The 24,592-nt window shown below is 35.7% G+C and carries 23 protein-coding genes; 6 read left to right on the top strand and 17 right to left on the bottom strand.

The genetic code is table 11. From position 1 onward, the window contains the following. Positions 1–25: 25 nt before the first annotated feature. Complete coding sequence (locus IGK70_RS06195) at positions 26–1,792, bottom strand: glycoside hydrolase family 13 protein (protein ID WP_220421796.1); 1,767 nt, start codon at positions 1,790–1,792, stop codon at positions 26–28. A 259-nt stretch (positions 1,793–2,051) separates the two neighbouring features. Between IGK70_RS06195 and IGK70_RS06190 the strand changes: the two genes are divergently transcribed. The 3 genes from IGK70_RS06190 to IGK70_RS06180 all read left to right on the top strand — a co-directional run bounded on the left by IGK70_RS06190 (position 2,052) and on the right by IGK70_RS06180 (position 5,598). Next, positions 2,052–3,302: an extracellular solute-binding protein gene (locus IGK70_RS06190; protein ID WP_002395113.1), complete on the top strand. Its 1,251-nt coding sequence runs from the start codon at positions 2,052–2,054 to the stop codon at positions 3,300–3,302. Between the two features lie 85 nt (positions 3,303–3,387). Continuing rightward, entirely contained in the window at positions 3,388–4,731 is a 1,344-nt protein-coding gene (locus tag IGK70_RS06185) for a carbohydrate ABC transporter permease (protein WP_002357775.1), read from the top strand. 3 nt (positions 4,732–4,734) lie between these two features. Then, positions 4,735–5,598, top strand: a complete 864-nt coding sequence (locus tag IGK70_RS06180; RefSeq protein ID WP_002360454.1) for a sugar ABC transporter permease — start codon at positions 4,735–4,737, stop codon at positions 5,596–5,598. A 38-nt stretch (positions 5,599–5,636) separates the two neighbouring features. On the opposite strand, the gene IGK70_RS06175 is transcribed toward IGK70_RS06180, so the two are convergent. Then, on the bottom strand, positions 5,637–6,146 hold the full coding sequence (locus IGK70_RS06175) for a MarR family winged helix-turn-helix transcriptional regulator (RefSeq protein ID WP_162783005.1): 510 nt from the start codon (positions 6,144–6,146) through the stop codon (positions 5,637–5,639). A gap of 124 nt (positions 6,147–6,270) precedes the next feature. On the opposite strand from IGK70_RS06175, the gene IGK70_RS06170 reads away from it, so the two are divergent. The 3 genes from IGK70_RS06170 to IGK70_RS06160 all read left to right on the top strand — a co-directional run bounded on the left by IGK70_RS06170 (position 6,271) and on the right by IGK70_RS06160 (position 9,888). Further along, a complete protein-coding gene (locus tag IGK70_RS06170) occupies positions 6,271–8,610 on the top strand; it encodes an ABC transporter ATP-binding protein/permease (protein ID WP_104855511.1) in 2,340 nt (779 codons plus the stop codon). 119 nt (positions 8,611–8,729) lie between these two features. After that, positions 8,730–9,230, top strand: coding sequence for a plasmid sex pheromone cAM373 precursor (gene camE, locus IGK70_RS06165; protein ID WP_002366593.1), 501 nt, complete (start codon positions 8,730–8,732; stop codon positions 9,228–9,230). A 196-nt stretch (positions 9,231–9,426) separates the two neighbouring features. Beyond that, positions 9,427–9,888, top strand: coding sequence for a hypothetical protein (locus IGK70_RS06160; RefSeq protein WP_002355960.1), 462 nt, complete (start codon positions 9,427–9,429; stop codon positions 9,886–9,888). A 41-nt stretch (positions 9,889–9,929) separates the two neighbouring features. On the opposite strand, the gene trxB is transcribed toward IGK70_RS06160, so the two are convergent. From trxB to IGK70_RS06085, 15 genes are all read right to left on the bottom strand, one after another. After that, on the bottom strand, positions 9,930–10,844 hold the full coding sequence (trxB, locus tag IGK70_RS06155; RefSeq protein WP_002357780.1) for a thioredoxin-disulfide reductase: 915 nt from the start codon (positions 10,842–10,844) through the stop codon (positions 9,930–9,932). Positions 10,845–11,001: 157 nt separating this feature from the next. Continuing rightward, a complete protein-coding gene (locus IGK70_RS06150; protein WP_240185194.1) occupies positions 11,002–11,352 on the bottom strand; it encodes a hypothetical protein in 351 nt (116 codons plus the stop codon). A 232-nt stretch (positions 11,353–11,584) separates the two neighbouring features. Then, positions 11,585–12,034, bottom strand: coding sequence for a DUF5085 family protein (locus IGK70_RS06145; RefSeq protein WP_002361728.1), 450 nt, complete (start codon positions 12,032–12,034; stop codon positions 11,585–11,587). An 8-nt stretch (positions 12,035–12,042) separates the two neighbouring features. Beyond that, positions 12,043–12,489: a hypothetical protein gene (locus tag IGK70_RS06140; protein ID WP_025189366.1), complete on the bottom strand. Its 447-nt coding sequence runs from the start codon at positions 12,487–12,489 to the stop codon at positions 12,043–12,045. A 239-nt stretch (positions 12,490–12,728) separates the two neighbouring features. Further along, on the bottom strand, positions 12,729–13,460 hold the full coding sequence (locus tag IGK70_RS06135) for a hypothetical protein (protein ID WP_104855401.1): 732 nt from the start codon (positions 13,458–13,460) through the stop codon (positions 12,729–12,731). Positions 13,461–13,480: 20 nt separating this feature from the next. Then, entirely contained in the window at positions 13,481–14,131 is a 651-nt protein-coding gene (locus IGK70_RS06130) for a hypothetical protein (protein ID WP_174115020.1), read from the bottom strand. A gap of 25 nt (positions 14,132–14,156) precedes the next feature. Further along, a complete protein-coding gene (locus IGK70_RS06125; RefSeq protein ID WP_029655937.1) occupies positions 14,157–14,867 on the bottom strand; it encodes a hypothetical protein in 711 nt (236 codons plus the stop codon). Continuing rightward, positions 14,864–16,399, bottom strand: coding sequence for a T7SS effector LXG polymorphic toxin (locus IGK70_RS06120; RefSeq protein ID WP_104855399.1), 1,536 nt, complete (start codon positions 16,397–16,399; stop codon positions 14,864–14,866). The genes IGK70_RS06125 and IGK70_RS06120 overlap by 4 nt, the downstream gene beginning before the upstream one ends. Before the next feature lie 15 nt (positions 16,400–16,414). Beyond that, a complete protein-coding gene (locus IGK70_RS06115) occupies positions 16,415–17,059 on the bottom strand; it encodes a DUF4176 domain-containing protein (RefSeq protein WP_002407018.1) in 645 nt (214 codons plus the stop codon). Between the two features lie 13 nt (positions 17,060–17,072). Further along, positions 17,073–17,345 (bottom strand): hypothetical protein, encoded by a 273-nt coding sequence (locus IGK70_RS06110; RefSeq protein WP_002407019.1) that lies wholly within the window; start codon positions 17,343–17,345, stop codon positions 17,073–17,075. A 19-nt stretch (positions 17,346–17,364) separates the two neighbouring features. After that, positions 17,365–17,811 (bottom strand): YwqH-like family protein, encoded by a 447-nt coding sequence (locus IGK70_RS06105; RefSeq protein ID WP_002361714.1) that lies wholly within the window; start codon positions 17,809–17,811, stop codon positions 17,365–17,367. Between the two features lie 12 nt (positions 17,812–17,823). Beyond that, positions 17,824–18,696 (bottom strand): DUF6232 family protein, encoded by an 873-nt coding sequence (locus tag IGK70_RS06100; RefSeq protein ID WP_002361713.1) that lies wholly within the window; start codon positions 18,694–18,696, stop codon positions 17,824–17,826. Between the two features lie 14 nt (positions 18,697–18,710). Then, positions 18,711–23,159, bottom strand: coding sequence for a type VII secretion protein EssC (gene essC, locus IGK70_RS06095; RefSeq protein ID WP_104855398.1), 4,449 nt, complete (start codon positions 23,157–23,159; stop codon positions 18,711–18,713). Next, complete coding sequence (essB, locus tag IGK70_RS06090) at positions 23,140–24,312, bottom strand: type VII secretion protein EssB (RefSeq protein ID WP_104855397.1); 1,173 nt, start codon at positions 24,310–24,312, stop codon at positions 23,140–23,142. Before essB ends, essC begins: the two co-directional genes overlap by 20 nt. Further along, positions 24,309–24,578 (bottom strand): EsaB/YukD family protein, encoded by a 270-nt coding sequence (locus IGK70_RS06085; RefSeq protein ID WP_010712367.1) that lies wholly within the window; start codon positions 24,576–24,578, stop codon positions 24,309–24,311. Before IGK70_RS06085 ends, essB begins: the two co-directional genes overlap by 4 nt. Between the last annotated feature and the right edge of the window lie 14 nt (positions 24,579–24,592).

The raw sequence follows: 24,592 nt of genomic DNA, 5'->3' as shown, positions 1-24,592 counted from the left end.
TTCTTCACATTCCTTTGCTTAATTATTATGCTTGATATAAAAGAAAACCTTTTGGTAAAACCATTATCTGTTCTGAAGCAATTTCGATAGAAGAACTTAGCAAAACTTCTCGATCAGTTCTATCAACAAATTGTGTCTCTTGGCCAGTATTAAAAATCCCATAGATCGTTTGTTCCTCCAAACGACAAGCGAGTCTAATCAACCCCGTTTCAAAAGAAGTTCCTGCCCAATCGATTGTTCCACCAGAAAAAACAGCCGCATACTTTTTGCGAAGGGCAATCAATGATTTTACAAATTCCTTCAAATCCAAATCTTGCTGATTTTCCTCCCAAACCATACAACGACGACAATCAGGATCCATATCACCTGTCATACCAATTTCATCACCATAGTAAAGACAAGGGACGCCTGGTTGAATATACGTAAACGCTAATACTTGGCGCATCAGCTCTTTATCCTCTTTCGTTTCATGCAATAAGCGTGGTGTATCGTGGGAATCTAAAACATTAAACTGCATTTGATTCGTTTGTTGTCGATAGAGCATTAACTGGTTGTTCATTTCAGAAAGCATCTTTTCCAAGGACAGTTCTTGCTTGACAAAGTAGCCCATAATCGCATCTGTGTATGCATAATTCATCACTGCATGAAATTCGTCTCCTTGGAGCCAGCTTTGCGACGAGTGCCAAATTTCTCCTAAAATATAAAAATCTTCTTTTGCGTCATCACATGTTTGCCGGAATTTTTTCCAGAACGCATGATCCACTTCGTTTGCCACATCTAAACGCCAGGCGTCAATATCATATTCCTCGATCCAATAACGAGCAATTTCTAAAAGATAAGCTTGCACCTCTGGATTTGCTGTATTTAATTTAGGCATATGCGGAGTGAATGCAAAAGTATCATAGGTAATGTTGCTTGCTTCTTCAAAATCAGCACTTTCTTCATAGCTAGCTGGAAACTCATTTACGTGGAACCAATCGGCATAAATTGAGTCCTGGCCATTTTTTAACACATCTTGCCATTGAGGGGAAGTGTCCCCCATATGATTAAAAACGGCGTCCAACATAATCTTAATGCCCCGTCGATGACACTCTTCGACTAAACGCTTAAAGATAGCGCCATCACCAAAAGCTGGGTCAATTTTTAAATAATCAATCGTATCATATTTGTGATTAGAAAACGCTTCAAAAATTGGGCAAAAATATAAGCCGTTAACACCTAAATCTTCAATGTAATCAAGATGATCTAGCACCCCTTGCAAATCCCCACCAAAAAAATCTTGTCGATCTGGTCTTTTAGATCCCCACGGCAACGTCCCTTCAGGATCATTGGCGGGATCACCATTTGCAAAACGCTCTGGAAATATTTGATACCAAACCGTTTCTTTTACCCATTCAGGTGCTTTAAAACGATCGATTTCATGAAAATACGGCATCCGAAAATAATTATTCGCCATCGCTAAATACTTTTCTTCTAAAGGATAAATGCCGTGTTCGCCATAAAACGCCGTCAAGCCATCCGCCCCTACTAAAGTAAAAGCATATGAAAGGCGTTTAAATTTTGCACTTAATGCAATAAACCAGTAATCATATAACTCCGTAGATACTAACTTCTCCATGGTTAACGACTGTTGGTACCACTTTTCTTTTCCTAAAAGATAAGGATCTCCTTGCATTAATCGGACAGAGGCAATGTCGCCTTTTGCCGTACGCAAACGAATATGCATGGTTTCTTCTGTATAAAGATAAGCAAATTCACTTTCTGGACGATGGTAGATTGCAGCAGTGTTCATTTAATTCTCTCCTTTAATTGTCGCTTTTCGTGTATTTTCTAATACTCGAACACATTTTAGCGCAAACGATTGCATTTGTATACCCTTTTTTATTTTTTTATTTAAAATGCTTAATTAGTGGTATACACCACTTTAAATAAACAGCATGTTATTTATAACAAAAAAACTTTTTTAACTTTCTCGATGAAAAACACTTGATTATTTCCGCAATCGGTTGCATAATAAGACTTGTAAAAAATAATTTTTGGAGGGTTCAAAAATGAAAGCGAATTGGAAAAAGATTTTAATGGGCGGTATCCTTTTAAGTGCTTCCGCGGTTTTACTTACTGCCTGTGGTGGTGCAGAAAAAACGAAAGCTGAAAATGAAAGCGGTTCAGCAAATAAAGCAGCTGGTGACGTAAAATTATGGGTTGATACTGAATATATGGGCGTCTTTAAAAAAGTTGTCGCCGATTTTGAAAAAGAAAACCCCGATATTAAAGTTAACTTAACTGCTGGAAATTCGGCAGATGCTAAAAAAGACATTGCAAAAGATCCTAAAGCTGCCGCAGATGTTTTCATGATGCCACATGATCAAATTGGTCAAATGGCAGAAGCTGGTCTGATTTACCCTAACACAAAATATGAAAAAGAAGTCAAAGAAAACAATATCGACTCAGCAGTTGCAGGGGTCACTTGGAAAGACAAAGTCTATGCCTACCCTTATGCCGTAGAGTCACAAGTTCTTTATTATAACAAAGATACGTATTCTCCAGAGGAAATCAAAACTTGGAAGTCTTTAACTGAAAAAGGCAAAATCGGTACCAATTTTGGCGAAGATGGCGCAAATTATATCTTCGGTCCTCTATTTATGAGTAACGGCGATTACTTATATGGTGAAAATGGCGAAGATCCAAAAGGTACCAACTTTAATAACCAACAAGGTATAGAAGTATTACAATGGATTGCCGATCAAAAAAATAATCCTGGTGTGATCCAATCAAATACAGAAGCATTGTCTAATCTAGGTTCTGGCAAAACGGATGCCTTCCTTTCTGGTCCTTGGTCTAAAAACGATGTAGAAAAAGCTCTTGGCGACAAAATGGGGGCTGCTGCCTATCCAACCATTGATTTTGGCAATGGAGAAAAACAAATGAAAGCTTTCTTGGGCGTTCGTAGTTTTGCTGTCAACCAACAAACACAAGCACCATTGGCCGCAATGACATTAGCAAACTATTTAACAAGTGAAAAATCACAAATGACTTACTTCAAAGAAATCGGTTTTGTCCCTTCAAACAAAAAATTACAAACAAACGAAGAAATCACACAAGATACTGTTGCAAAAGCTATCTTAGAAATGGCGCAACCAACTCACTCTGTGGTAATGCCAAAAATCCCAGAAATCGTTTCATTCTGGCCTGCGATGGATGCAGTGATCAATGATACGTACAAAGGCAATATCAAACCTGCGGATTATCAAGCAAAATTAGATAAATTAGTCCAAGACACATCAAAAGAAGCAAAAGAATAAAAAGAGTAAAGAAATGGGACGAGCTTCAATCTGCTGTCCCATTTCCTCTATCTTTTTTATTTAAGTAGAAAGTGAGTGAACGAAGATGTTCAAGAAAAAGAAAGCCCAGACGTCATTTCGAGAGGTCTTTAAAAAAGGCGACTTCGCTACAAAACTATCTTTTTTAGTTATGGGTGCTGCAAACTTCGCCAACAAGCAGTGGTTAAAGGGAATCATCTTTTTAACAGCTGAAATTGGCTTTATCTATTGGTTAATCCGTAATGGTTTCCACGCATTAATGATGCTAGGAACCCTAGGGACCCAACAGCAAGGATTAGTATATGATGATTCTTTAGGGATTGAAGTTCTAAAAGAAGGCGATAATTCAATGCTCTTATTATTATTCGGAATTGCAGCAATTTTAGTCTGTTTATCGCTAATCATTTTATATGTAATCAATTTAAAAAGCGCCCGTCACCTATATGAATTAAAGACAGCCGGCAAAAAAATTCCAACAACTATGGATGATTTACGTAGCTTGTTAAACGAACGTTTCCATGCAACTTTAATGACGATTCCCTTACTAGGCGTTCTTTTCTTTACCATCTTGCCGTTGTTATATATGATTTCCATTGCCTTTACCAACTACGACCATAACCATTTGCCACCGAAAAACCTTTTTACTTGGGTTGGATTGGCAAATTTAGGTAATGTAATCACAGGCGATATGGCTTCAACGTTCTTTCCAGTACTTGGCTGGACCTTGATTTGGGCTGTTTTTGCAACCGCAACTTGTTTCTTTTTTGGAATCATTTTAGCCTTGCTTATCAATACAAAAGGCTTAAAATATAAAGCGTTTTGGCGGACTATTTTTGTCATCACGATGGCCGTACCTCCGTTTGTTTCACTTTTAATTATGCGAAACCTCTTAAATGGTTCCGGACCTATCAACGCTCTGTTGTTAAACTGGGGCTTAATCGATTCTTCTATCCCCTTCTTAACAGATCCGAATTGGGCAAAATTAACCATTATTGTTGTCAATATGTGGATTGGTATTCCTGCTACGATGTTAATCTCTACAGGGATTATCCAAAATCTCCCTGAAGATCAAATCGAAGCTGCTAGAATTGACGGCGCCAATAAATGGCAAATTTTTAAAAGTATTACATTTCCACAAATTCTATTTGTGATGACCCCGGCGCTGATTCAACAGTTTATCGGCAACATCAATAACTTCAATGTCATTTATCTATTAACAGGCGGTGGTCCAGCCAATTCTAACTTCTACGGTGCAGGCTCAACTGACCTTTTAGTTACCTGGCTATACAAATTGACTGTCGATACAATGGATTACAATTTAGCCTCTGTGATTGGTATTTTAATCTTCATTCTCTCCGCAGTCTTCAGTTTAATTGCCTATACACGGACGAATTCATTTAAGGAGGCGTAACTTATGGCTAAAGCAAAAAGTTACCAGAAAAAACAACGCACTGCACTTACCAGCGTTTACATCATTCTAACCATTTTAGCAGTTTTTTGGATGTTCCCCATTGTGTGGATTATCTTAACAAGTTTTCGTGGCGAAGGCGGTGCATTTGTTCCCTATATCATTCCCAAAACATTCACTTTAGAAAACTATAAAGTATTATTAACAAATCAGACTGGCAACTTCCCCTTTGTCCGTTGGTTTTTGAACACCTTGTTCGTTTCCATCGCAAGCTGTCTGTTATCAACTTTTATTACAATCGCAATGGCTTATGCGCTGTCACGGTTGCGTTTCCGCTTAAGAAAACCATTTTTAAAAGTGGCGCTCGTTTTAAATATGTTCCCTGGTTTTATGAGTATGATTGCCGTTTACTATATTTTAAAAGCCTTAAATTTAACTGAAAGTTTATTCGCTTTAATTCTGGTTTACTCTGCAGGCTCGGCGCTAGGTTTTTACATCGCCAAAGGGTTCTTCGACACCATTCCGATGGCTTTAGACGAATCGGCTATGATTGACGGTGCCAACAAGTGGCAAATTTTCACAAAAATTACGTTGCCATTGTCGAAACCAATTATTGTCTATACTTCTTTAACCGCCTTCATGGGCCCTTGGATGGATTTTATTTTCGCAAAAGTTATTATGGGTGATAAAGTTGAAAATTACACCGTTGCGATTGGTCTCTTTTCGATGATGACCAAATCAACAGCCAATTCACTATTCATGGCTTTTACAGCAGGATGTGTGCTAATTGCCATTCCAATTACTATTTTATTTATATTAATGCAACGTTTCTATGTAGAAGGCGTGACTTCCGGCTCTGTCAAAGGCTAGAAAAAAACATCGTTTGGTTTATAGCCAAACGATGTTTTTTATTTTTTGGCGTTGTTTTCCTTACACGTTTTTCTTCGTAGCGCTTGATAATTGGACAAAATTTTCATGACCGCCAAAAAGTGTTGATTGACTTCTTGATAATCCTCTAACGAAAGAACACTAAGCGTTTCAGATAGTTGCTGTTTTACTTGATTTTCTTTTTGTTTAAAGAGCTTCTCGCCTTCTTTTGTCGTATAAACATTAACCATGCGGCGATTTTCTTGATTATGGCGACGTTGAACAATCGCTCGTTCTTCTAACCCCGCAATAGAGCGACTCACTTGAACTTTCGACGTTCCTACTTGGTTGGCTAACTCTGTCATACTGATTCCTTCATTCGTTGCCACAATTAATAAAATTAACATGTCTAACTTTGTTAATTTTAGATCCTCCAAGTCTAGGTCTTTAAAAAGCAATTGGCTCATATATGAAAAAATTTCAGTAAAGACACTAATATCTAAATTTGATGAATGCTTCTCTTTATCCATATGTTCTCCCTCGTTTCCCACCTAGTGTATACTAAATTCACTTGATTATCAAATGGTAATGATTGATTTTTGTTAACTATTATGTTACGTTATACACTAACTTAAGGTTGTGTTGTTGATAAATTGGAAGAAGGATGCGAAAAATATGCTAGAACTCAAAGAGATAAAAAAATATTATACTGTCGGCGGAACGACCACTAAAGCTTTAGATGGCGTCTCTGTCGCTTTTCGAAAACAAGAATTTGTAGCCATTCTGGGTCCCAGCGGCTCTGGTAAAACGACGATGTTGAATGTGATTGGCGGATTGGACAATTACGATTCTGGTGACTTAATCATTAACGGCAAATCAACAAAAAATTTTAAAGAAGCCGACTGGGATGCTTATCGGAATAACTCAATTGGTTTTATTTTTCAAAGTTACAACTTAATTAGTCATCAAGGGATTTTGGATAATGTCGAGCTTGGTATGACACTGAGTGGTATTTCAAAAGCAGAAAGACGCCAAAAAGCCGAAGATGCACTCATCCGTGTCGGTTTGAAGGACCATATCCATAAAAAACCTTCCCAATTATCTGGCGGTCAAATGCAACGGGTTGCCATTGCTCGCGCTTTAGCTAATGATCCCGATATTTTACTTTGTGATGAACCAACTGGTGCATTGGATTCAGAAACCAGCCTGCAAATTATGGCACTTATCCAAGAACTTTCGAAAGAAAAATTAGTTATTATGGTGACCCACAATCCTGAATTAGCTCACGAATACGCTGATCGAATTATTGAATTTTCAGATGGCCAAATTCGTCATGACTCGCGTCCTCATATTGAACATGAAAAAAAAGAACCTTTCGAATTGAAACGCACCAAAATGAAATTCACGACTGCGCTGCGTTTGTCTTTTAATAATATCCGCACTAAAAAAGGGCGAACTTTTTTAACCGCCTTTGCTTCAAGTATCGGGATTATCAGTATCGCGATTGTCCTTTCTCTTTCAACAGGATTCCAGAGACAAATTGATAAAACTCAGTCGGAAACGTTAGCGCAATTTCCGATTACCATTTCTAAAATAGCGACCGATCAAGATCCAGAAAGTTTCAATAATCAGGACAAAAAAGGGACCTTCCCGAAAGAAAAAGAAGTGACTGCTAAAATTAGCGATGCGGACCGTGCGCAACACACGAATTTAATTGATCAAAAGTTTATTGACTATGTCAATCACATTGATCCTGAATTAAGTAATAATATCGGCTATACTCGTCTAGTCAATATGAACTTATTAAGAGAAATCAACGGGAAAGCACAAACTGTCAAATTTTCAAACGATGCACCCGACGGCCAATCAAACGCGATGGCTTCTATGATGGCCGCCCAAACTGGCGTCGGCGTTTCTGCTTTTCCTAAACAACTAGAAAATGGAAAAAACAATTTCTTAAAAGACAATTACTCGTTGCTTGAAGGAAATTATCCAGAAAAAGAAACCGATGTCGTTTTAATCGTCGATAGTAACAATACCACCAATATTAATGCTTTAAAAAATCTTGGCTTTGACGTGAAAGATAATCAAAAGATTGCCTTTTCAGACATTGTTGGCACAAAAATGAAATTAGCCAATAATAATGCATTTTACACCAAATTACCGACAGGCAACTTCATTCCTAACCAAGATTTGCAAGCTGTTTACGATAACCCAGAAAATACTGAATTAACAATTTCAGGGATTTTGCGAATTAAAGATTCTTCAACAATGAATCTATTAGCACCTGGAATTGCTTATAGCGATGCACTTTCAACTAATATGATTGCCAAAAACAAAACCTCTGACATTGTTAAAGCGCAAGAAGCCAGCAATACTAACGTTATGACTAACGAAACATTAGATGCTTCCGCGAAAGAAAACCTGTTGTCTTATTTAGGAGCGAATGAAATTCCTTCAAGTATTATGATTTATCCAAACGATTTCAAATCAAAAGATAAAATTCTTGATTATTTAGATGCTTATAACAAAGGAAAAGATAAAAAAGACCAAATCATCTATTCTGATTTAGCTGGAACAATGACCCGCTTAACAGGTGGTTTAATGGATGCCATCACCTATGTGCTGATTGCATTTGCTGGGATTTCCCTTGTTACAAGTATGATTATGATTGGAATCATCACCTATACTTCTGTCATTGAGCGAACCAAAGAAATCGGTATCCTGAAAGCGTTAGGAGCTCGTAAAAAAGATATTACCCGGGTGTTTGATGCCGAAACTGCTATTTTAGGTGTTGCCTCTGGCATTCTTGGTGTTGTGATTGCTTTTCTCGCAACATTTCCGATTAACGCAGTACTCTATAACCTGACTGATTTAGAAAATGTTGCCACCTTAAATCCAATTCACGGTATTATTTTGATTGTAATTAGCACAATCTTAACCATGATTGGTGGCCATATTCCTGCCCGAATGGCAGCGAAAAAAGATGCGGCAGTTGCTTTACGTGCAGAATAAATAACAAAAAAACAATCCTTTAATTTCTCTTAAAGGATTGTTTTTTATTTGTATTTCTTATAAAACCTCCGTATACTAAGTGATTGTGAATACTTAATAAAAGGAAACGAGGTAATTTCATGTTAAAAAAACCATTTTTACTATTTTTTTCACTTTTAGGAGCTATTTTTATTTTAGCTAGTTGCGGCGTAGGAAAAGATGCCGTCACGGATACAAAGTACAAAGTTAGTTTGCAGCAAGCTGCTGAAATCTACGAAAAAGAAGCCGGCAACAGCAAACCATTAGTAAATGTCCAATTTGATACAAAACCAGAAAGTGACTACAGCTATATCTTTACCAACGATACAGAAACACTTTACGTGAATCCTGAAACAGGAAAAGTCACCAAAAATACTGAAGCAAATCAACTTGGCGAAAACGAGACAGCCTTTTCAGCTGCTGAAGTCAAAGAATTAGGCGCTGTTAACGACGTCTTAGCCAAAGCAAAAAAAGAAGTTGGAGGACTTTCTCCACGTATTTTGACTTGGAAGTTAACCAAAAATAACAACAAACTTGTTTATACAGTAGATGTTAAAACGACTACAGCAGATGAAAAAGTTACCTTAGATGCCAATAAATAAGTACAAGCGTATAACTTATCACGAAATAACCAAATCTTAAAATACTCTTCGGGACAGAACCTACGCTTTCGGAAATCTTAACATTTTCCGAAAGCGTAGGTTCTGTCCCAATTTCATTCTTTTAAGTAATAATAATTGTTCGTTACCCCTGCTGCCGTTATACTTAGTTTAAAAGAAAAGATGGGAGTATCAATTCATGGTTTATACAGTTGATTTTAAAGAAGTAGCCACTATTGGTTTAGAAAGTTCACCAGTGGCACCTGCTCTGGCTGGACTAAGAGCGAATGAAGCTCGCTATTTTTGGAATAAATACAAACATCGCTTTACGACCGTCCCTGCCTCTGAAGCTCCAGAAACATTGGCCTGGATTGAAAAAATTTTATTAGAACGAGAATTACATTTCCCTTACAAGCCACTTGAAATTTCTTCTTTCACTTTAGATGGCATAAAAATGGCCTATGTATTTTATGAAAACGGCTTAGCAGTTAACGTGATGTACACATTAGCTGAGGAAGGCAAACGCGCCGTTGGGTTTAAACTTTCAGATGGTATGGCAATCCCTGCAGAATTTGAAGGAAAATTCAAATTTGCTCGTCAAAAATCAAAATTAGCTGGAACCATTCGTGGCTCTTATTTTGTCATTAAAGGAACCTATTAAAAAATGCTTTTGCCTTTAATAATAAAGGCAAAAGCATTTTTTTATTTTAATTCTTCAATGTAGTTAAATACTTGTTGTCCAGCAATACCGCCTTCACCGACCGCTGTCGTGATTTGACGCAATGTTTTTTCACGGACATCACCAATGGCATAAACACCAGGAATTTTTGTTCTCATTTCTTGGTCTGTTTCAATCCAACCAGCCTCATTCGTAATACCAGCTTTCTTAAATGGTTCTGTTAATGGATCTAGCCCCACGTAAATGAACACGCCGTTTGCTTCAATTTCAGAAACTTCATCTGTTTTGACATTCCGGGCTTTCACACCTGTCACAACCATTTCATTGCCAACAATTTCTTCGACAACTGTATCCCAAACAAAGGAAATCTTTTCATTTGCAAAGGCACGATCTTGAATGATTTTTTGCGCACGCAATTCATCACGACGGTGAACAATCACTACTTCAGAAGCAAATTGCGTTAAATAGATTGCTTCTTCAACTGCAGAATCGCCGCCGCCAACGACTACTAAGCGTTTATTTTTAAAGAAAGCACCGTCACAAACGGCACAATAAGAAACACCACGGCCAGCAAATTCTTCTTCGCCTTTTACACCCAATTTTCGGTGTTCACAGCCTGTTGCAATAATTACCGCTTTAGCTTCATAAGATTTGTCATCACAAATCACTTCTTTATAGGATCCGTGGTCTTCGATGCCCATCACAATGCCATACGCATTTTCCGTACCAAATTTTTCTACATTTTCATACATTTTATAGGCCAATTCTGGACCCATAATAGAATCAAAGCCTGGGTAATTCTCTACCTCAGCAGTGTTGTTCATTTGCCCACCAGGCGCACCGCGTTCAATCATCAATACAGAAAGATTAGACCGTGATGCATAAAGTGCTGCCGTCATCCCAGCAGGACCGGCACCAATGATAATTACATCATACATTTTATTTCCCCCAAAATTTTAAGTAAGTTTACTTTACTCCTTAAACAATTTCTTGTCTACTTTTCTGCCCTTTTTTGACATTCGGAGTAGGTGTGTCTATTACGTAAGTTATTGTACCACGGTTTTGTGTTTTCTAGGAGGGGGAATGAAGATTAATTTAGCTATTGTATTTAAACCAGAATTCTTCAATTTTTTCTTTGAATGCTATCGTTGGATAATTCCCTCTTAAATCAAAAGTGTGTCTATCATCATCACTAAATTTTATTTGATAATTATAAATAACTTCACTTTCCATTTGTCTGAAAAGTCCTACATCAATGACCTCCGACCAACTACGCACTATTAGAAATCCCTTTTCATGATATGACAAACCACGACTGTCCATTCTATATAAAATGCCACCATATTTTCTGATATACTTAGTCTCATTAATCCCGGTTTCGATTATCAAAAAAGCAAACATACATATTAATTTAAGTAAGGATAAAGCACTGATTAGTATAGCCACTACTGTTAAAAAAACAAAAAAATTATATTACTTGTCACTGGATTTTTATAGAGTGGAAAGTAAAACCATACCAAGCAACTAAGTGTGACAAAAATAACACCTAGTCCTATACCAATTTTTTTGTACCCATCTGCCTTAGTCAGTCTCACTTCAAATATCTCTTCCTCATTTATAAGCAAACTCAAACTTTTCTCTCCTCTTTCCTTACAACAAAACTCTAATCAGTTCAAAACTATTTAACACCAATCATCAAATCAGTGTATACCTTATTATCTATTACTTGCGGACAATAGAAAATTGGTGAAACAATTGTCAAATCTTCCTGAACAACTATAGTGATTAACTCTTCTAATGCTTTAGAGAATTCAGATAGCTTATCGCCTTTTGCTCTAGTTGCTAACATATTGTTCACCTGAAAATAAGATTGGAAACGATATTCTGCTGGAAGATTCTCTTGGCATTCTTCATTGACAGGTAAAAAAACTTGAATCAGCAATTCTTCTTCACGAATGTCAGAATTCATTGAATAGAAAAAGCTGTCTGATAAAGAATAATCTGCTTCAAAAATTGTTTCCAAAGCATCTTCTAAACAACGACCCATCTCCTCTGAAGTCGTTACATAATAACGACTGATGACATTTTGATAATGTAATGATTGTTTATAGCCAATTGTTTTTCTCATTTTTTCACCTACTCTTTTGTTGGGATTAAAACATCTACCCAATATTCATCATAAACTAAGGTCATTACCAACAATAATTTATCATCAAATTCAATCTTTTGTTCCAGCAAGTAATCCGTCATTTCCTCAATATTAGCGCCAAGTTCATCATCAAAAGGAATTCTTTTACGAACTAGATGATCATAGTGAATATTTTCTACAGTAAAAATCTCGCCACTTTCAACTGGCTCATTCACAGGAATATAAAATTTATACGTTTGTTGTTCTTCACTTAATTCAGTTGGTTTTAGTTCAATCATTGTTGGTCCATTTTTATAAAAACCTTCTTCATAAGTTAATTCTTCTGATTGTAAAATTAAATCCACTAATTGATCTGTTGTTGCTCGTTTTTCAATATACACTAAATTGTTCATTTCCAATGAAACTTTTTCAATCATCTTTTTCCCTCTTTTCATTAAATTAATTTCCTAAAATCGATCTATTTTTAAATTTTTCAATACCTACCAATTCCTTTGATTGAATCTTTGAAGGCTGGTTTTAAGCCTCCTTGCGTGCTTGGAGTCAAGTAAAGTCTTTACCTTTTCTCATAACGTTATCAATGCCAGTTAATTTATCTCATTTATTCAACCATTTCCCGGCTTTTTTGATCACTAAAGTACCTTCTGACATTCGTTTAATCATGGAAGAAGTATAGCTATTTTTTGGTTCTCTTGTTCTTCATCATTTCAATGGAATTTCCATATGCAGATTTGTTTAAGTCAATCTCTGGTGGTTTCTTCCAATATCGTATTACGCGAGGGAAATGGAAAATTCCAACACATAAAAAACTACTTATTGCCATTAACATTCCAGTATGAAGAAGATTTTCATTATTTATTTGAGTTGCTAAAACAATCAAAATACCACCTATTATTGTTATCAAATTTATATAGTAATTGGCTCCTTTATCTCGAATAGACAAATTTGATTTAGACAGCGAAATACTCACCAGTATAAAATTATATAGAACCTCTATAGTTACAAGAATGATTACAAAAAACAATTTAAAGATAAAAGTTTCATAAGACCTATTCACTAAAGAAGTTAATAAAGCGACTATACATACACAAAAGAACATTCCCGAAAAATACAAACCTAAAGCAAAATATTTCTGAAATTCAATTTTTTTATCAAATAAAAGAAAGCCAATGATATTAAATAAAATAATTAATATCATTAAGTACGAAAAAGTATTGATAAAACTATTAGATACCTTAGATATAACTCCTTCTGAATTTCCTGCCCACTTACCCACTAACCAAAAAATAAGAAAGGAAAAATAATATCCTACAACAATCAAAAAAGATTTTTTTGTATATATTTTTTTGCTAGTTTTTTTATAAAAGTTTGGAAGGAAGTTTTTAAAGATTTCTTTTATTTGAACCATCCAGACACTCCTTTTATCATTTAATTAATTGCCCCTTTAGCTTTTTCCGTAAATTTATTATCTTTATCTACTTTATTTACAAGCCAACCAACTCCCATCCCTGCTACCACAACTCCCCATACAGGTGTTCCAACTATAGCCAAAGCTGCCCCAGCCGCTCCTATCGCCACTTTCCCGACATCCATCAATGCACCGCCAACTTTACTTGCGGTAAATTCATGCCCTTTCAAGCCATCTTTTCTGGCTTGTTTTTCACTCTTGCTTATTCCTTGCACGACATCTATAGCTCCTAAGGCTATGTTCAACCCTGGCACAATTTTTCCTGCACCTTTTGCATTCACTAAGGTCTTGACATCTTTCACAACACCGTTAATCCCAAAACTTACGCTTTTTTTCAAAGCATTTCCAGCTCTCTTTAAAGTTCCTTTGCCAATTCCTTTGATTGCTTCTTTAAATGCTTGTTTTGATCCTTTTAACACAACATTTTTATCCACTAATTTCAATTTATCTAGTAATGAATCACCTAAATCTGTAAATTGTTTTAAGCCTCCTGAGGTGCTTAGGCGTGTAAATGATTTCCCTTGTTTTACGTATTTATCAATCCTTGTTAATTTATCTAGTTTGCTTAGATATTTTCCAGCTTTATTTATGACCAACTTACCATCTGCCATTCACTTAATTCTTGAAGAAATATAGCTATTTTTTTGTTTTCTTGTTCTTCATCATTTCAATTGAATTACCATAGATTGACGTTTGATCATTATTCGAATTATTTGGTTTCCACAGAAGAAGGATTCTATTTAAATGAATAGTTGCTAAAAGAAGAGTCATGATTAAAATACATGCACAACCTAAGATTCCCAAAAACCAATTATCTGTAAAATCTGATATAAACAGAAATACTATCCCTAATAAACTAACTCCATTGAGCAGAAAGTTAAAAAATTTATCTCTTATTTTATAATTATTTTTGATAACTGAGCGTTTAATAGAGAATAGATATAAAATTTCAGCTATTACAAATGTAACTAAAGTAGCTATACTAACTTCGACAAAAGTTTCAAAAGAATTATCTAATAAAAATGATATACAACCTAGTATCAAAAATATATCCACTATCATAGATACATAGAAAAAAATTCCTGCCCACTTATTTATACTGCTTTTGAAAACATAATTTAAATATATACTTAGATTTACAACTATTATAAATATAGTGATAAAGGTTAATATATCTAGAAATAGCTTATCAATTACTATATCATTACCAAATACATAATAAAAAATCTGCAATAAGAATGTAGCTAAAAGTATATACAAGCCTCTTTTTATTGTTCTGGTTGTTATTTTTTTCTTGCTCCTTATTTTGTATTGATTTGGAATGTAATTTTTTATTATATCTTTCATTTTCCCCACCCCCGAATGCCTTTTATCATTGAATTAACTCCATGTTTTAAATTTTCTGTTGCTTTAAACTTCTTATCTAAGAAATTTATTCCCCAGGACATTGCAATACCTGCTCCTACCACACCCACAACAGGAGCGCCAAAAAATCCTGCTACAGCACCTGCCGCTCCTATCGCCGCCGTTGTCACCGCCACTTTCCCGACATCCACCAATGCACCGCCAACTTTACTTGCGGTAATTTCATTCCCTTTCAATCCGTCTTTTCTGGCTTGTTTTTCACTCTTGCTTATTCCTTGAACGACATCTACAGCTCCTAAAGCTATGTTCAACCCTGGCACAATTTTTCCTGCACCTTTTGCATTGACTAATGCTTTGGCATCTTTCACAACACCATTAATCCCAAAACTTACGCTTTTTTTCAACGCACCACCAGCACTCTTTAAAGTTCCTTTGCCAATTCCTTTAACTGATTCTTTGAATGCTTGTTTTGATCCTTTTAATACAACATTTTTATCCACTAACTTCAATTTATCTAGTAATGAATCACCTAAATCAGTAAATTGTTTTAAGCCTCCTGAGGTGCTTAGTCGAGTAAACTCTTTGCCTTTTCTCATATATTTATCAATTCCAGTTAGTTTATCAAACTTACTCAACCATTTCCCGGCTTTTTTGATGACTAAAGTGCCGTCTGACATTCGTTTAATTCTGGAAGAAATGTATAAGTTTTTAACATGCTTTGTCCACCGCTTCCCTTCTTTTATAGAACCTGCCAACGAACTATTTATCAATTTATCCAATTCCTGCAAATCTGCTTCGGTTAGATTCTCGTTCATGGCTGCTATGAGTGGATGTTCTTTTTTAAAATCAAGTTTTTCTTCTTTTTTTACAGTTTTATGCGCTTCTTTTATTTCATTTTTAAATGTCTTATCCGTAAATATTGCCAATGATTTAGGATTGGTATAGCTTAATCCTCCGACGTTCGTGATTTGACTAGATTGTTGGGCTAGTTTGTCTTTGACAGTACTGCCTGCTTTGCGTCCATTAAAAGTGTCCATGCCTTTCAGCGTTTCCGTCAAGACTTTCTTAGCCTCTTCCATTTTTTTATTAAATTGATTGGATGGTGCGGAAATAGGGACGATATGTGCCACAGAACTGTAGATGTTGCTAATTTTCTTATCTAATTTCGCAAAATTTGATAATGGTGTTGAAAATTTTCCTTTCGCTTCATTTAAGGCATCTGTATCAATGATGGCTGATTCACTATTTTCCTTCACACTAGCTTTAAAATCACTAATTGTTTTTTCCATTTCTTGTGCTATTGTATGTAAAAGATCATAATAATTGGTTAGCATCGGTAGTTGGTAATTACCAATTTCACCATTAATAGCTGTTTTGACTTTTCCAGATAAAGCATCACTTCCTTGGACTGTTTTCCAATCGCTTTTGGCACGATTGATTTCTGCTTGTAGTTTATTTCTGGAAGAAGTAATTTTGTTTTTAGCTTCCATTACTTCACGCATATTAATTTTCATTTGCCCACCTCCTCATTAGACATACGTACACGAATATTTTTCATCTTGCACCAATTGTTTTCTCAAAACTTCAAAAGTAAACTTTTCCTCATATGCATTAGTAGGCCCTTCTGAAATAACTCGTTTTACCATGACCGAGTTAAAATAAATTGGCTCCACCTCTGCTTGTAATCCAAATGGCCATAAAGTTCCTACGTAATCAATCATCATTTGCGTTTCTGGAATGGTTAATTTTCTCCCTTGAACAGAAACAAATAAACCTAATTCATCTGTAGTAAAAAGCGCTTTAACATCTTCGGTTAATAATTCTTCATCTAATTCGACAATGGTTCCAATTGGATAGATTTCTGTAAAAATTGTATCAACGAAACCCATAAATCGTTTAAATTGTGGCACGGTCAATACAACTTGTTTTTTTAACCAAGCAAAAGTGACTCTTTCCTCTTCATAATCAAAACTAATATGAATAATCGCGCCAATTCTTGGTTTATGTTCATAACTTGTGGTTTGATTGAGGAAACTTTGATAAATATTTTGAGCTAATTGGGGTTGACCGCCCAAAATTAAACCGAGTTCGTTTATGGTGTCCTTTGTTATTTCTCCAGTCAGGTTACTACTTTCTATAGTAGCCACCCACAACTCCTTTTGTTGTTGATTCATTTTTCTTCACTCCTTATTGACTAATTTTCATAGTAGCAGCTCCCGCTTTATCATCATTGGCTTTATTTTTTCCGGCAGCAATCATTTTATTGGTGCTTCCTTTTGCAAATTCTTTGTAACTTTCTAGAGAAGAATTGATTTGCTCTATCATTGTTTTGAATTCTGTAAAAGGTCGCGCATTTGTTTGAGAAAAAGATACAGTTTTCATTTTGCCAATTCCTGAAATTGTGCTGTTTGCTTTATTGACAGATTGCATCCATTCCGATAAATTTACACCGCTTTTCATTATTTTTTTCACTCCTTTATTAAGAATCCAAACTCATTGCTATTGATAATAGTGCCGAAATTTGTGAATTTAATGAACTGATTGTCATGGCTTCACGTTGCGCTTCTTCTTGTAAGTTAGACAATTTCCGTTGAAATGTTTGTAAATTTTCTTGATTTTTTGTGGCATATTTTGATAAATCACTATCTACTTTTCTAACTTTTTCATTATACTTATTCCGTCGTGTGCCTTTAAAATTACTTCCAGAAATACTCTTTAACTGACTAGAAACGGTTGATTTCAATTGATGAATACTAAGAATCTCTCGACTTAATTCACGAATTGCTTTTTCTAATTCTCGAATTTTCTGATCAATTTGATTTTTGTTGGCTTGTGCCGTGTTGACCTGACTACTTAAATGACTGGCTTCAGCACGCTTTCCGGCTGCCAGTGCTCTTTTTTGCGCTTTTATTGCTTCATCACTCATGAGGTTCCTCCTTTACCGAATCCCTAAAATCGTTGAAATCACTTGAGCCAATACACCACTAGCGGTATTTAAAAATAGATTAGACGTAAAAATTTTCCGATTCATTTTAATGATTGTCTCAAATTGTTTTGCGTCTTTTTCTTCAACAGCTTTTAGCACTTGCCTGTTGACTTGTTTTGTTTCGTCTTCATTTTTCAATGAAGTGATGACTGCTTTAAAATTAGCTTCAAGTACCGGCCAATCATAAACAGATTGTTCATTTTTTTGATGATTCTGGTTGCCAAATGTCGAATGATGAATAGTACTATCTGTGATATCCCCAACAGTAGTTGACGAATGTTCTTCATGATTATTCGAATGCATTGTATTGCCTTGTTGAATCCCTGTGTTTAGGTTGGCCTGGTTGCCATGAATCACATGGTGATTTCCTTGAATAATTTTTTGTTCCGCAATATTGATTTCTGAATACACATTTTTGTGATTGAATGCTGCTTCAACTGCATTACGGACTTTGTTTAAAAATTCAGCATCTTGAAAATAAAGGGAGTAATTATCTCCAGAATTTAGTTGAAAGATTAAATATTCTTTATTACTTTGATGTCTTTGATAAACCATATAGATATACAATCCTGTCAATCCCATAATAATTAAACTAATCCAACGTAATCCTTCAAACCGAATAGTTCCAAAAGCTAAAACAAAAATGCTTATCGCCATCACAGGAATTCTCATCCGCTTAGTTCCAGCATATATTCTGGAAATGTTACTTAATTGTAAAGTTAGATGATCAAACCTTAAAATGTTATCTTTGATAATAAAATTATTTGTTTCAATTTCTTCTTCGCTCTTTTTCATATCAATTAATTTTGACAATTCATTATTCATAATTCCACTCCTTTTTATTCACTTACTAACTTCACCCGCATTGCTGTTCGACCTTCAAAGAAATGAGATTCATCCAATTCCACGGCAGGTTCATTATAATCACTTTTCGTTTTAACAAAGCTTTGGTCTGCGAGTCTGGTACCAACCATACCCGCTGGGATATTAGCACGTAATAATTTATCGGCATCATTAAAACTGTTTTCCAATAATTTTTGATTGGTTTGGAAAATAAAATACATCGCGACTTGGCTACCTTTTTTCAGTAGGATATTTAGGTTTTCAGCACTAATAAAGGATTTTTCGACAAATTGTTGCGCTTCGGGAATATAAATCAACATCGGTTCATACTCACTAATCATTTGTCGTTGTTCAATTTCCTGTAATAATTCATTGACAAAGCTTCCATATTCAGTTCCTGCGATCACTGTATCAAAGCTATCTGCATAACCGCCAAAACGGTCACTATGGTTAAAGATAATCCGTTCGGCACGCCCTCTAAAATGCTTCATGTCTTCGATAATCACTTTTTCAACAGATTCATTTTGTTGTGGTGTATCATCACCAATCACAAAATAACCATGTTCCGTTGGTTTGAAGCCCACTATGTTAGTCGTTTCTTTATCAAAGGTAATAGGGAACTCCATATTTTCCAGCATTTGTTGAGCGTGTGGATGATTGTATAGATTCGCCATAGCGATTGTTTTCGGTAACATTGGAATTGGTAGTGGTCGTTCACCGCCCCATTTTTGGTTCATCTTTTCAATTTCTTGTTCTAAACGGTTTAAACGAGCGATATCATTTTCCCCTTCTGTTGGTAGATAGATTTGAATTTCTTGCGGCTGTTCCAATTTCACTTGTGCACGTCCCATAATTTCTTGTGGAATCAAAGCTTCTCGTCCAACAACATCACGAATCGCATCTTCTTCTACTAAATACAAACCGATATGTGTTGGGATATTACTTGTCATACTCATTTTAAAGCTATTTGTTCTTAAGACCGTAATAATGGTATACAAGCCAACACTTGCTCCTTCTCGTAGCAATTGATTTAAAACAGATTCAATTGGATCTTCTAATGGGCTTTCTTTGACTGCATCAAACCCATCTACAATCGTAACAATCACTGGTAATTTCTGTCCTGATTTTTCTTCGTATTGATTTAAACTAGCAACACCGTATTCAGTAAAGGCATCTTTACGCTCTTGAATTTCTTTACGAATTCGTTTTAAGAATTTAACCAATTTTTCCTCTTCTTCCAAACGGACTAAATCAGCAACGTGTGGTAATTTTTTCAATGGTAACAACCCATTTGTACCAAAATCAAACAAATTAAATTGAACTTGTTCTGGTGTATTTTTACGAGCAAAGTTCATTACTAGGGTTTGCAAAGCTGTTGATTTACCGAACCCCGGTGAACCATATAAGGCAGTATGATTTAATTCGTGCAAATCGAAATTGAAATTGACTTGTTCTTGTTTTGCTGGAATATCCATAAAACCAAAAGGAACAGAAAGTTCTCGTTGTTCTTGCCATTGCGTTTTAAAAAGTGGTGAAACAATTTCTGTTGCTAATGGAGGTAACCAAGGTTTCTCTGGTAAAGTTGCTTGACTTTCTTCCGCATGCTTGGCAATTTCTTCAACAATTGCATCTAATTGTGTTAACTCTTCCTCCGTTTTAATAGAAACCTCTTCTTCTTCGGAAAGGTCGGCAGTTAATAATTCGTATTGTCCTAATTGATTAATTGACCAAATCCTTTCATCCACTTTTTCTTCCTTGGTAGCGAATGGATCATAGTTAGCACCACTCCAAGCAGATTGGAATAATTCGTAAATTTCATTATTCCCTACTTGCAAATAAGCACGACCCGGTTGAGTAATACTAGCAGCATCTGGGGTTTTAATAATCTCATTGGAATCATTGGCGTCAGCAACTTTTAATGCCAGCTTAAACCGTGAGTTTGACCAGATTTGGTCATCCACTACGCCGCTTGGTTTTTGTGTCGCTAAAATTAAATGTACACCTAACGAACGACCAATCCGCGCAGTAGAGACAAGTTCTGCCATGAAATCTGGTTCATTGGCTTTTAATTCAGCAAATTCATCGCTGATTAAAAATAAATGGGGTAAGGGCTCACTTGGATAGTTTTTCTTTTCTTCTGGGTCAGTAATTTCTTTTCCTTGTTTATATAATTTCGTATAACCATTGATGTGGTTAACCCCGTATTCTCCAAATTTTCGTTGCCGTTTTTGTAGTTCTGCACGAATACTTTGTAATGCTCTAGCTGAACTAGCTCCATCTAAGTTAGTAATTGAACCCAACAAATGAGGTAATTTTGCAAATAAGTTAGCCATTCCGCCTCCTTTAAAATCAATAGGTAAAAAACCTACATCTTCTGGAGCAAAATTAACAGCTAATGACAACATATAACTTTGAACGATTTCAGACTTACCAGAGCCAGTCGTTCCTGCGACAAGTCCATGCGGACCATGGGCACGTTCATGTAAGTTCAAGTAAACAATGTCATCTTTGCCACGAACGCCAAGAGGAACTGCTAAAGACTTAGAAGTATCGGCTCTTTTCCAACGGTCTGTTACATTTAAATCCTTTATTTCCTTTACATCATATAATTCTAAAAAGTCAATTGCTTCAGGAATAGCATTCTTCTCCACTTCCACATGCTGCAAGTTCGCCAAGCGCTGAATCGCATAAGCAAGCGGATAAGCAGTCGGTAAATGATTAGGAACGAAGTTTTGGTTCACATATTTATTATTTTGATTAATTAAAGTCGCCGCTTCACTACTTTGATACTCAATCAGTGTAGTTGTCGTTTCTGGTAACATATTTAAAGCATCTTTTCCCCAAATAACTGTCACACCATATTGACTCATATCTTCAGCTAAAAATTCATTTAAGCCATGCCCTGACAACCAGCTTTCCTCTAAAATCGACAGAATATACTGTGGTTGAAAGTGAACTTTTTCATTGCCGGCTTCGCGCACTTGTTGTCGACGTTTCGTAATCATTTGATAGAAAGAATTTAAAACCATATCCCTTGTTTGAGGATCGTGAACAATCCCACGCAAATTCAGGCTGCGGATTTTGACGTGTGGCAACCAACGCCAAGAATGCCAATCTTTCTGATAATCTTCCTCTGGTACTAAAGTAACAAACTCTACGTCACGATAGGAATGTAAAACAGAAACTTGAAATAACAACGTTTGAATGGCTGTCCTTAAAACAGCAGGTGTTCCCGCCAATCCTAAGGTTTGTCCCATTAGTGGTACAACAATCGGCGCCTTTTCTAATTGTTTATATGGCCATACTAATTGTTCTTCAGCTTCTTGACTTAGTGAATCATCTTCCGTTGACTGATAATTTGTCGTAAAACTTGAAGAAATTTCACCAACCCCTAAGCGAACTGTCAAAAAATCTTCATTAGTCATCATGCGTTCATATATCCGCGCATGATACTCTTTTGTCATTAAGGCTAATTCGTTCATGGCAGGATTCATATATTCCAAGGCCTCTTTTTGTTCTTGTTGCAGTATACTTAAACGAGCTTTCTCTTGTATTAAATATTGTTCGTAGCTATTTTTCCGTTCGATATTCTTTTGCTTTGTTTCTTTTTTATTGGTGAAATAACTAGAGACTGAAAAGCCAGCCGTCAATAAACTCGCTCCGCCCATACTAAGCATCATAATTGGATTGCCCCCACTTAAAAAGCTTGTTGTGCCACTCAAAACGACCATTCCTAAAGGTGGGACAATCGTCCGTAACAGTTCATTTTTCCCTTCTGTTTGCTTGGCTTTTGGGGCAGCAATTTCTATTTGTTTTTTTGGCTCCTTCAAGTGAATCCGTGGACTTCGTCGAAATGACGGGAAATCGACAGGATATTCTGGAATAACCTCCTCTTCTACAATTTGCCAAGGATTCAGGGAATATGTAGCTCCTAGACTTGTTAACTTTAATTGTTTTTCCCGAACTTCAATGATTAAGCCATTGACAACTAATTGATCACCGACTGTAAAAGCATAGCTTCCTTTTTCAACTAAATAATGATTGTAGTAAATCGTATCTTCTCCGGGATAAATCGTTGCTGTATATTCCCCAGTTTCTGGTGCTAGTGTAATATTGATGATGGCATCTGTTTCTAATGAAATCGCAGCATTTTTGGCAGAGGCAATTAAAAAATCTTTCTGCGGTTTATTGGTGGTGACAGTAATTAATTCTTCGTGGGGAAAAACAGAAAAATTTTCAGCAGAATCAAAGGTTTCACCATTACAGAATAATTCTTCATTTTCGTAAAAAAATAATTGTTGATTGATTGAAACACTTGGGTTTTTAGCCGTAATTTGACGGTGAAGAAGTTGGCGACCAAAATAAAAAATGTCAAAATAAATCATGCTAGATGTATGAATTTGATCATTCACAGAGACCAATTTTTTACTGATTTTCGTTGTCATCCGTTTTTCCTCCCAAGATTTTCATGTATTTATCAATCGCTTCTTCATATTTTGTTAACAATGCTTGTTTTTTCTCGCCGTTCATTTTGTTATTGGCTTTGGTTGCATCATATAATTTTGTATAGGCATGTAATATATATTGGTTATCGCCTAAATTTTGGGCAATATCTAATGATTTTTCAAAGTCTCCTTTGCCAATATAAATCCAATAAAGTAAGGTATTTTCACTAGATTTTTGAGATAAATTATTTAAAATTGCTGTTTTTTGTTCATTTGATAAATTATCTAGTTGGACAGAACTAACAGCAGCAACATACTTAGCTCCTATCGGCAATTCTTCTGGTGTATCTTCTTTTAATGTTTTCGTAACACTTGCATAGTCATTAGAAATATACTGCGCTTCTGCCAAACTCACTCGCTCTTGGGCTGGTAATTTTTTTAAGACATAAATCCCTGTTGTAGTTGCAAAAAGTAGCGTTAAAGCCAATAACACTAAGCTGGCCCATTTAAAGGTTAAATAACTTTTTTTACTCACTAATTTGGTTTCTGCTTCACGCTTGGCTTTTTGACGAATGACTTGTTCACCAATAATTTGCTCAATTTCATTGATTGTTTTCGCCTCTTGTAATTGTTTAGATAGCGTATCTTTCAGGGTGCCATTCCCTTGAATCAATTGTTCATACTCATACTTTGGATGTAAGATTGCTAAAATCAGTGCTCGATATTGTTTAAAAAATTCTCTTTCATCTGCTGAATAAGGCACAATGACCTGCATAAAACCACGATGAGCAATTAATAATTCTTCTCCCAAGATATAGATGTTTTCTGGATGAATAAAGGGTTGGACCGGCGTACCTAAGAAATCAACCAAATAATGAACTCTTTGCGCTAACAATAATCGCTCATATTGATCCATTTTTTTTATCGCTTGTAAAATGGATTGCATATATTGATCCTTATGGTATTGAATCACTAACGCTTCTTCCGTTGCTTGTATTATTTTTCCCGATAAAAATCCACGACTTGATTTTAAAAATTGTTGAAACTGTTCTAGTCTTTCTAACTGATATTGATTTGCTTGTAATGTCACTTGAACATATTCTTTTGCTGCTTCTAACGTGATTGTCTCTGAAATATCCTTTAACTCGCTCATCCATGTGTCTCCTTTATAATTTCTTTTACTACTAGTTGGTCGCCATTCCCTAATGGATAATCTGCAATTAATTGATTATCAGCTAAATGAATTGGTTTATTCAAAACAACCAATTCAAATGATGCTGGCAAACGGTTTGGCAACAGCTCAAACGATTCGAGTAACAATTCTTTTAAACGTGCAACTGATACCTGATTAGGGATTTGCAAATCAATAATTTGATTCGACACATGTAAGCCGATACCAATCGATGTTCTTTTGTTCATGTTTCTTTCACTCC

It is taken from the genome of Enterococcus sp. DIV0358, from assembly GCF_051713465.1.
GTDB classification, from domain to species: Bacteria; Bacillota; Bacilli; order Lactobacillales; family Enterococcaceae; genus Enterococcus; species Enterococcus faecalis.
This window is presented reverse-complemented; position numbering and strand designations above follow the sequence as displayed.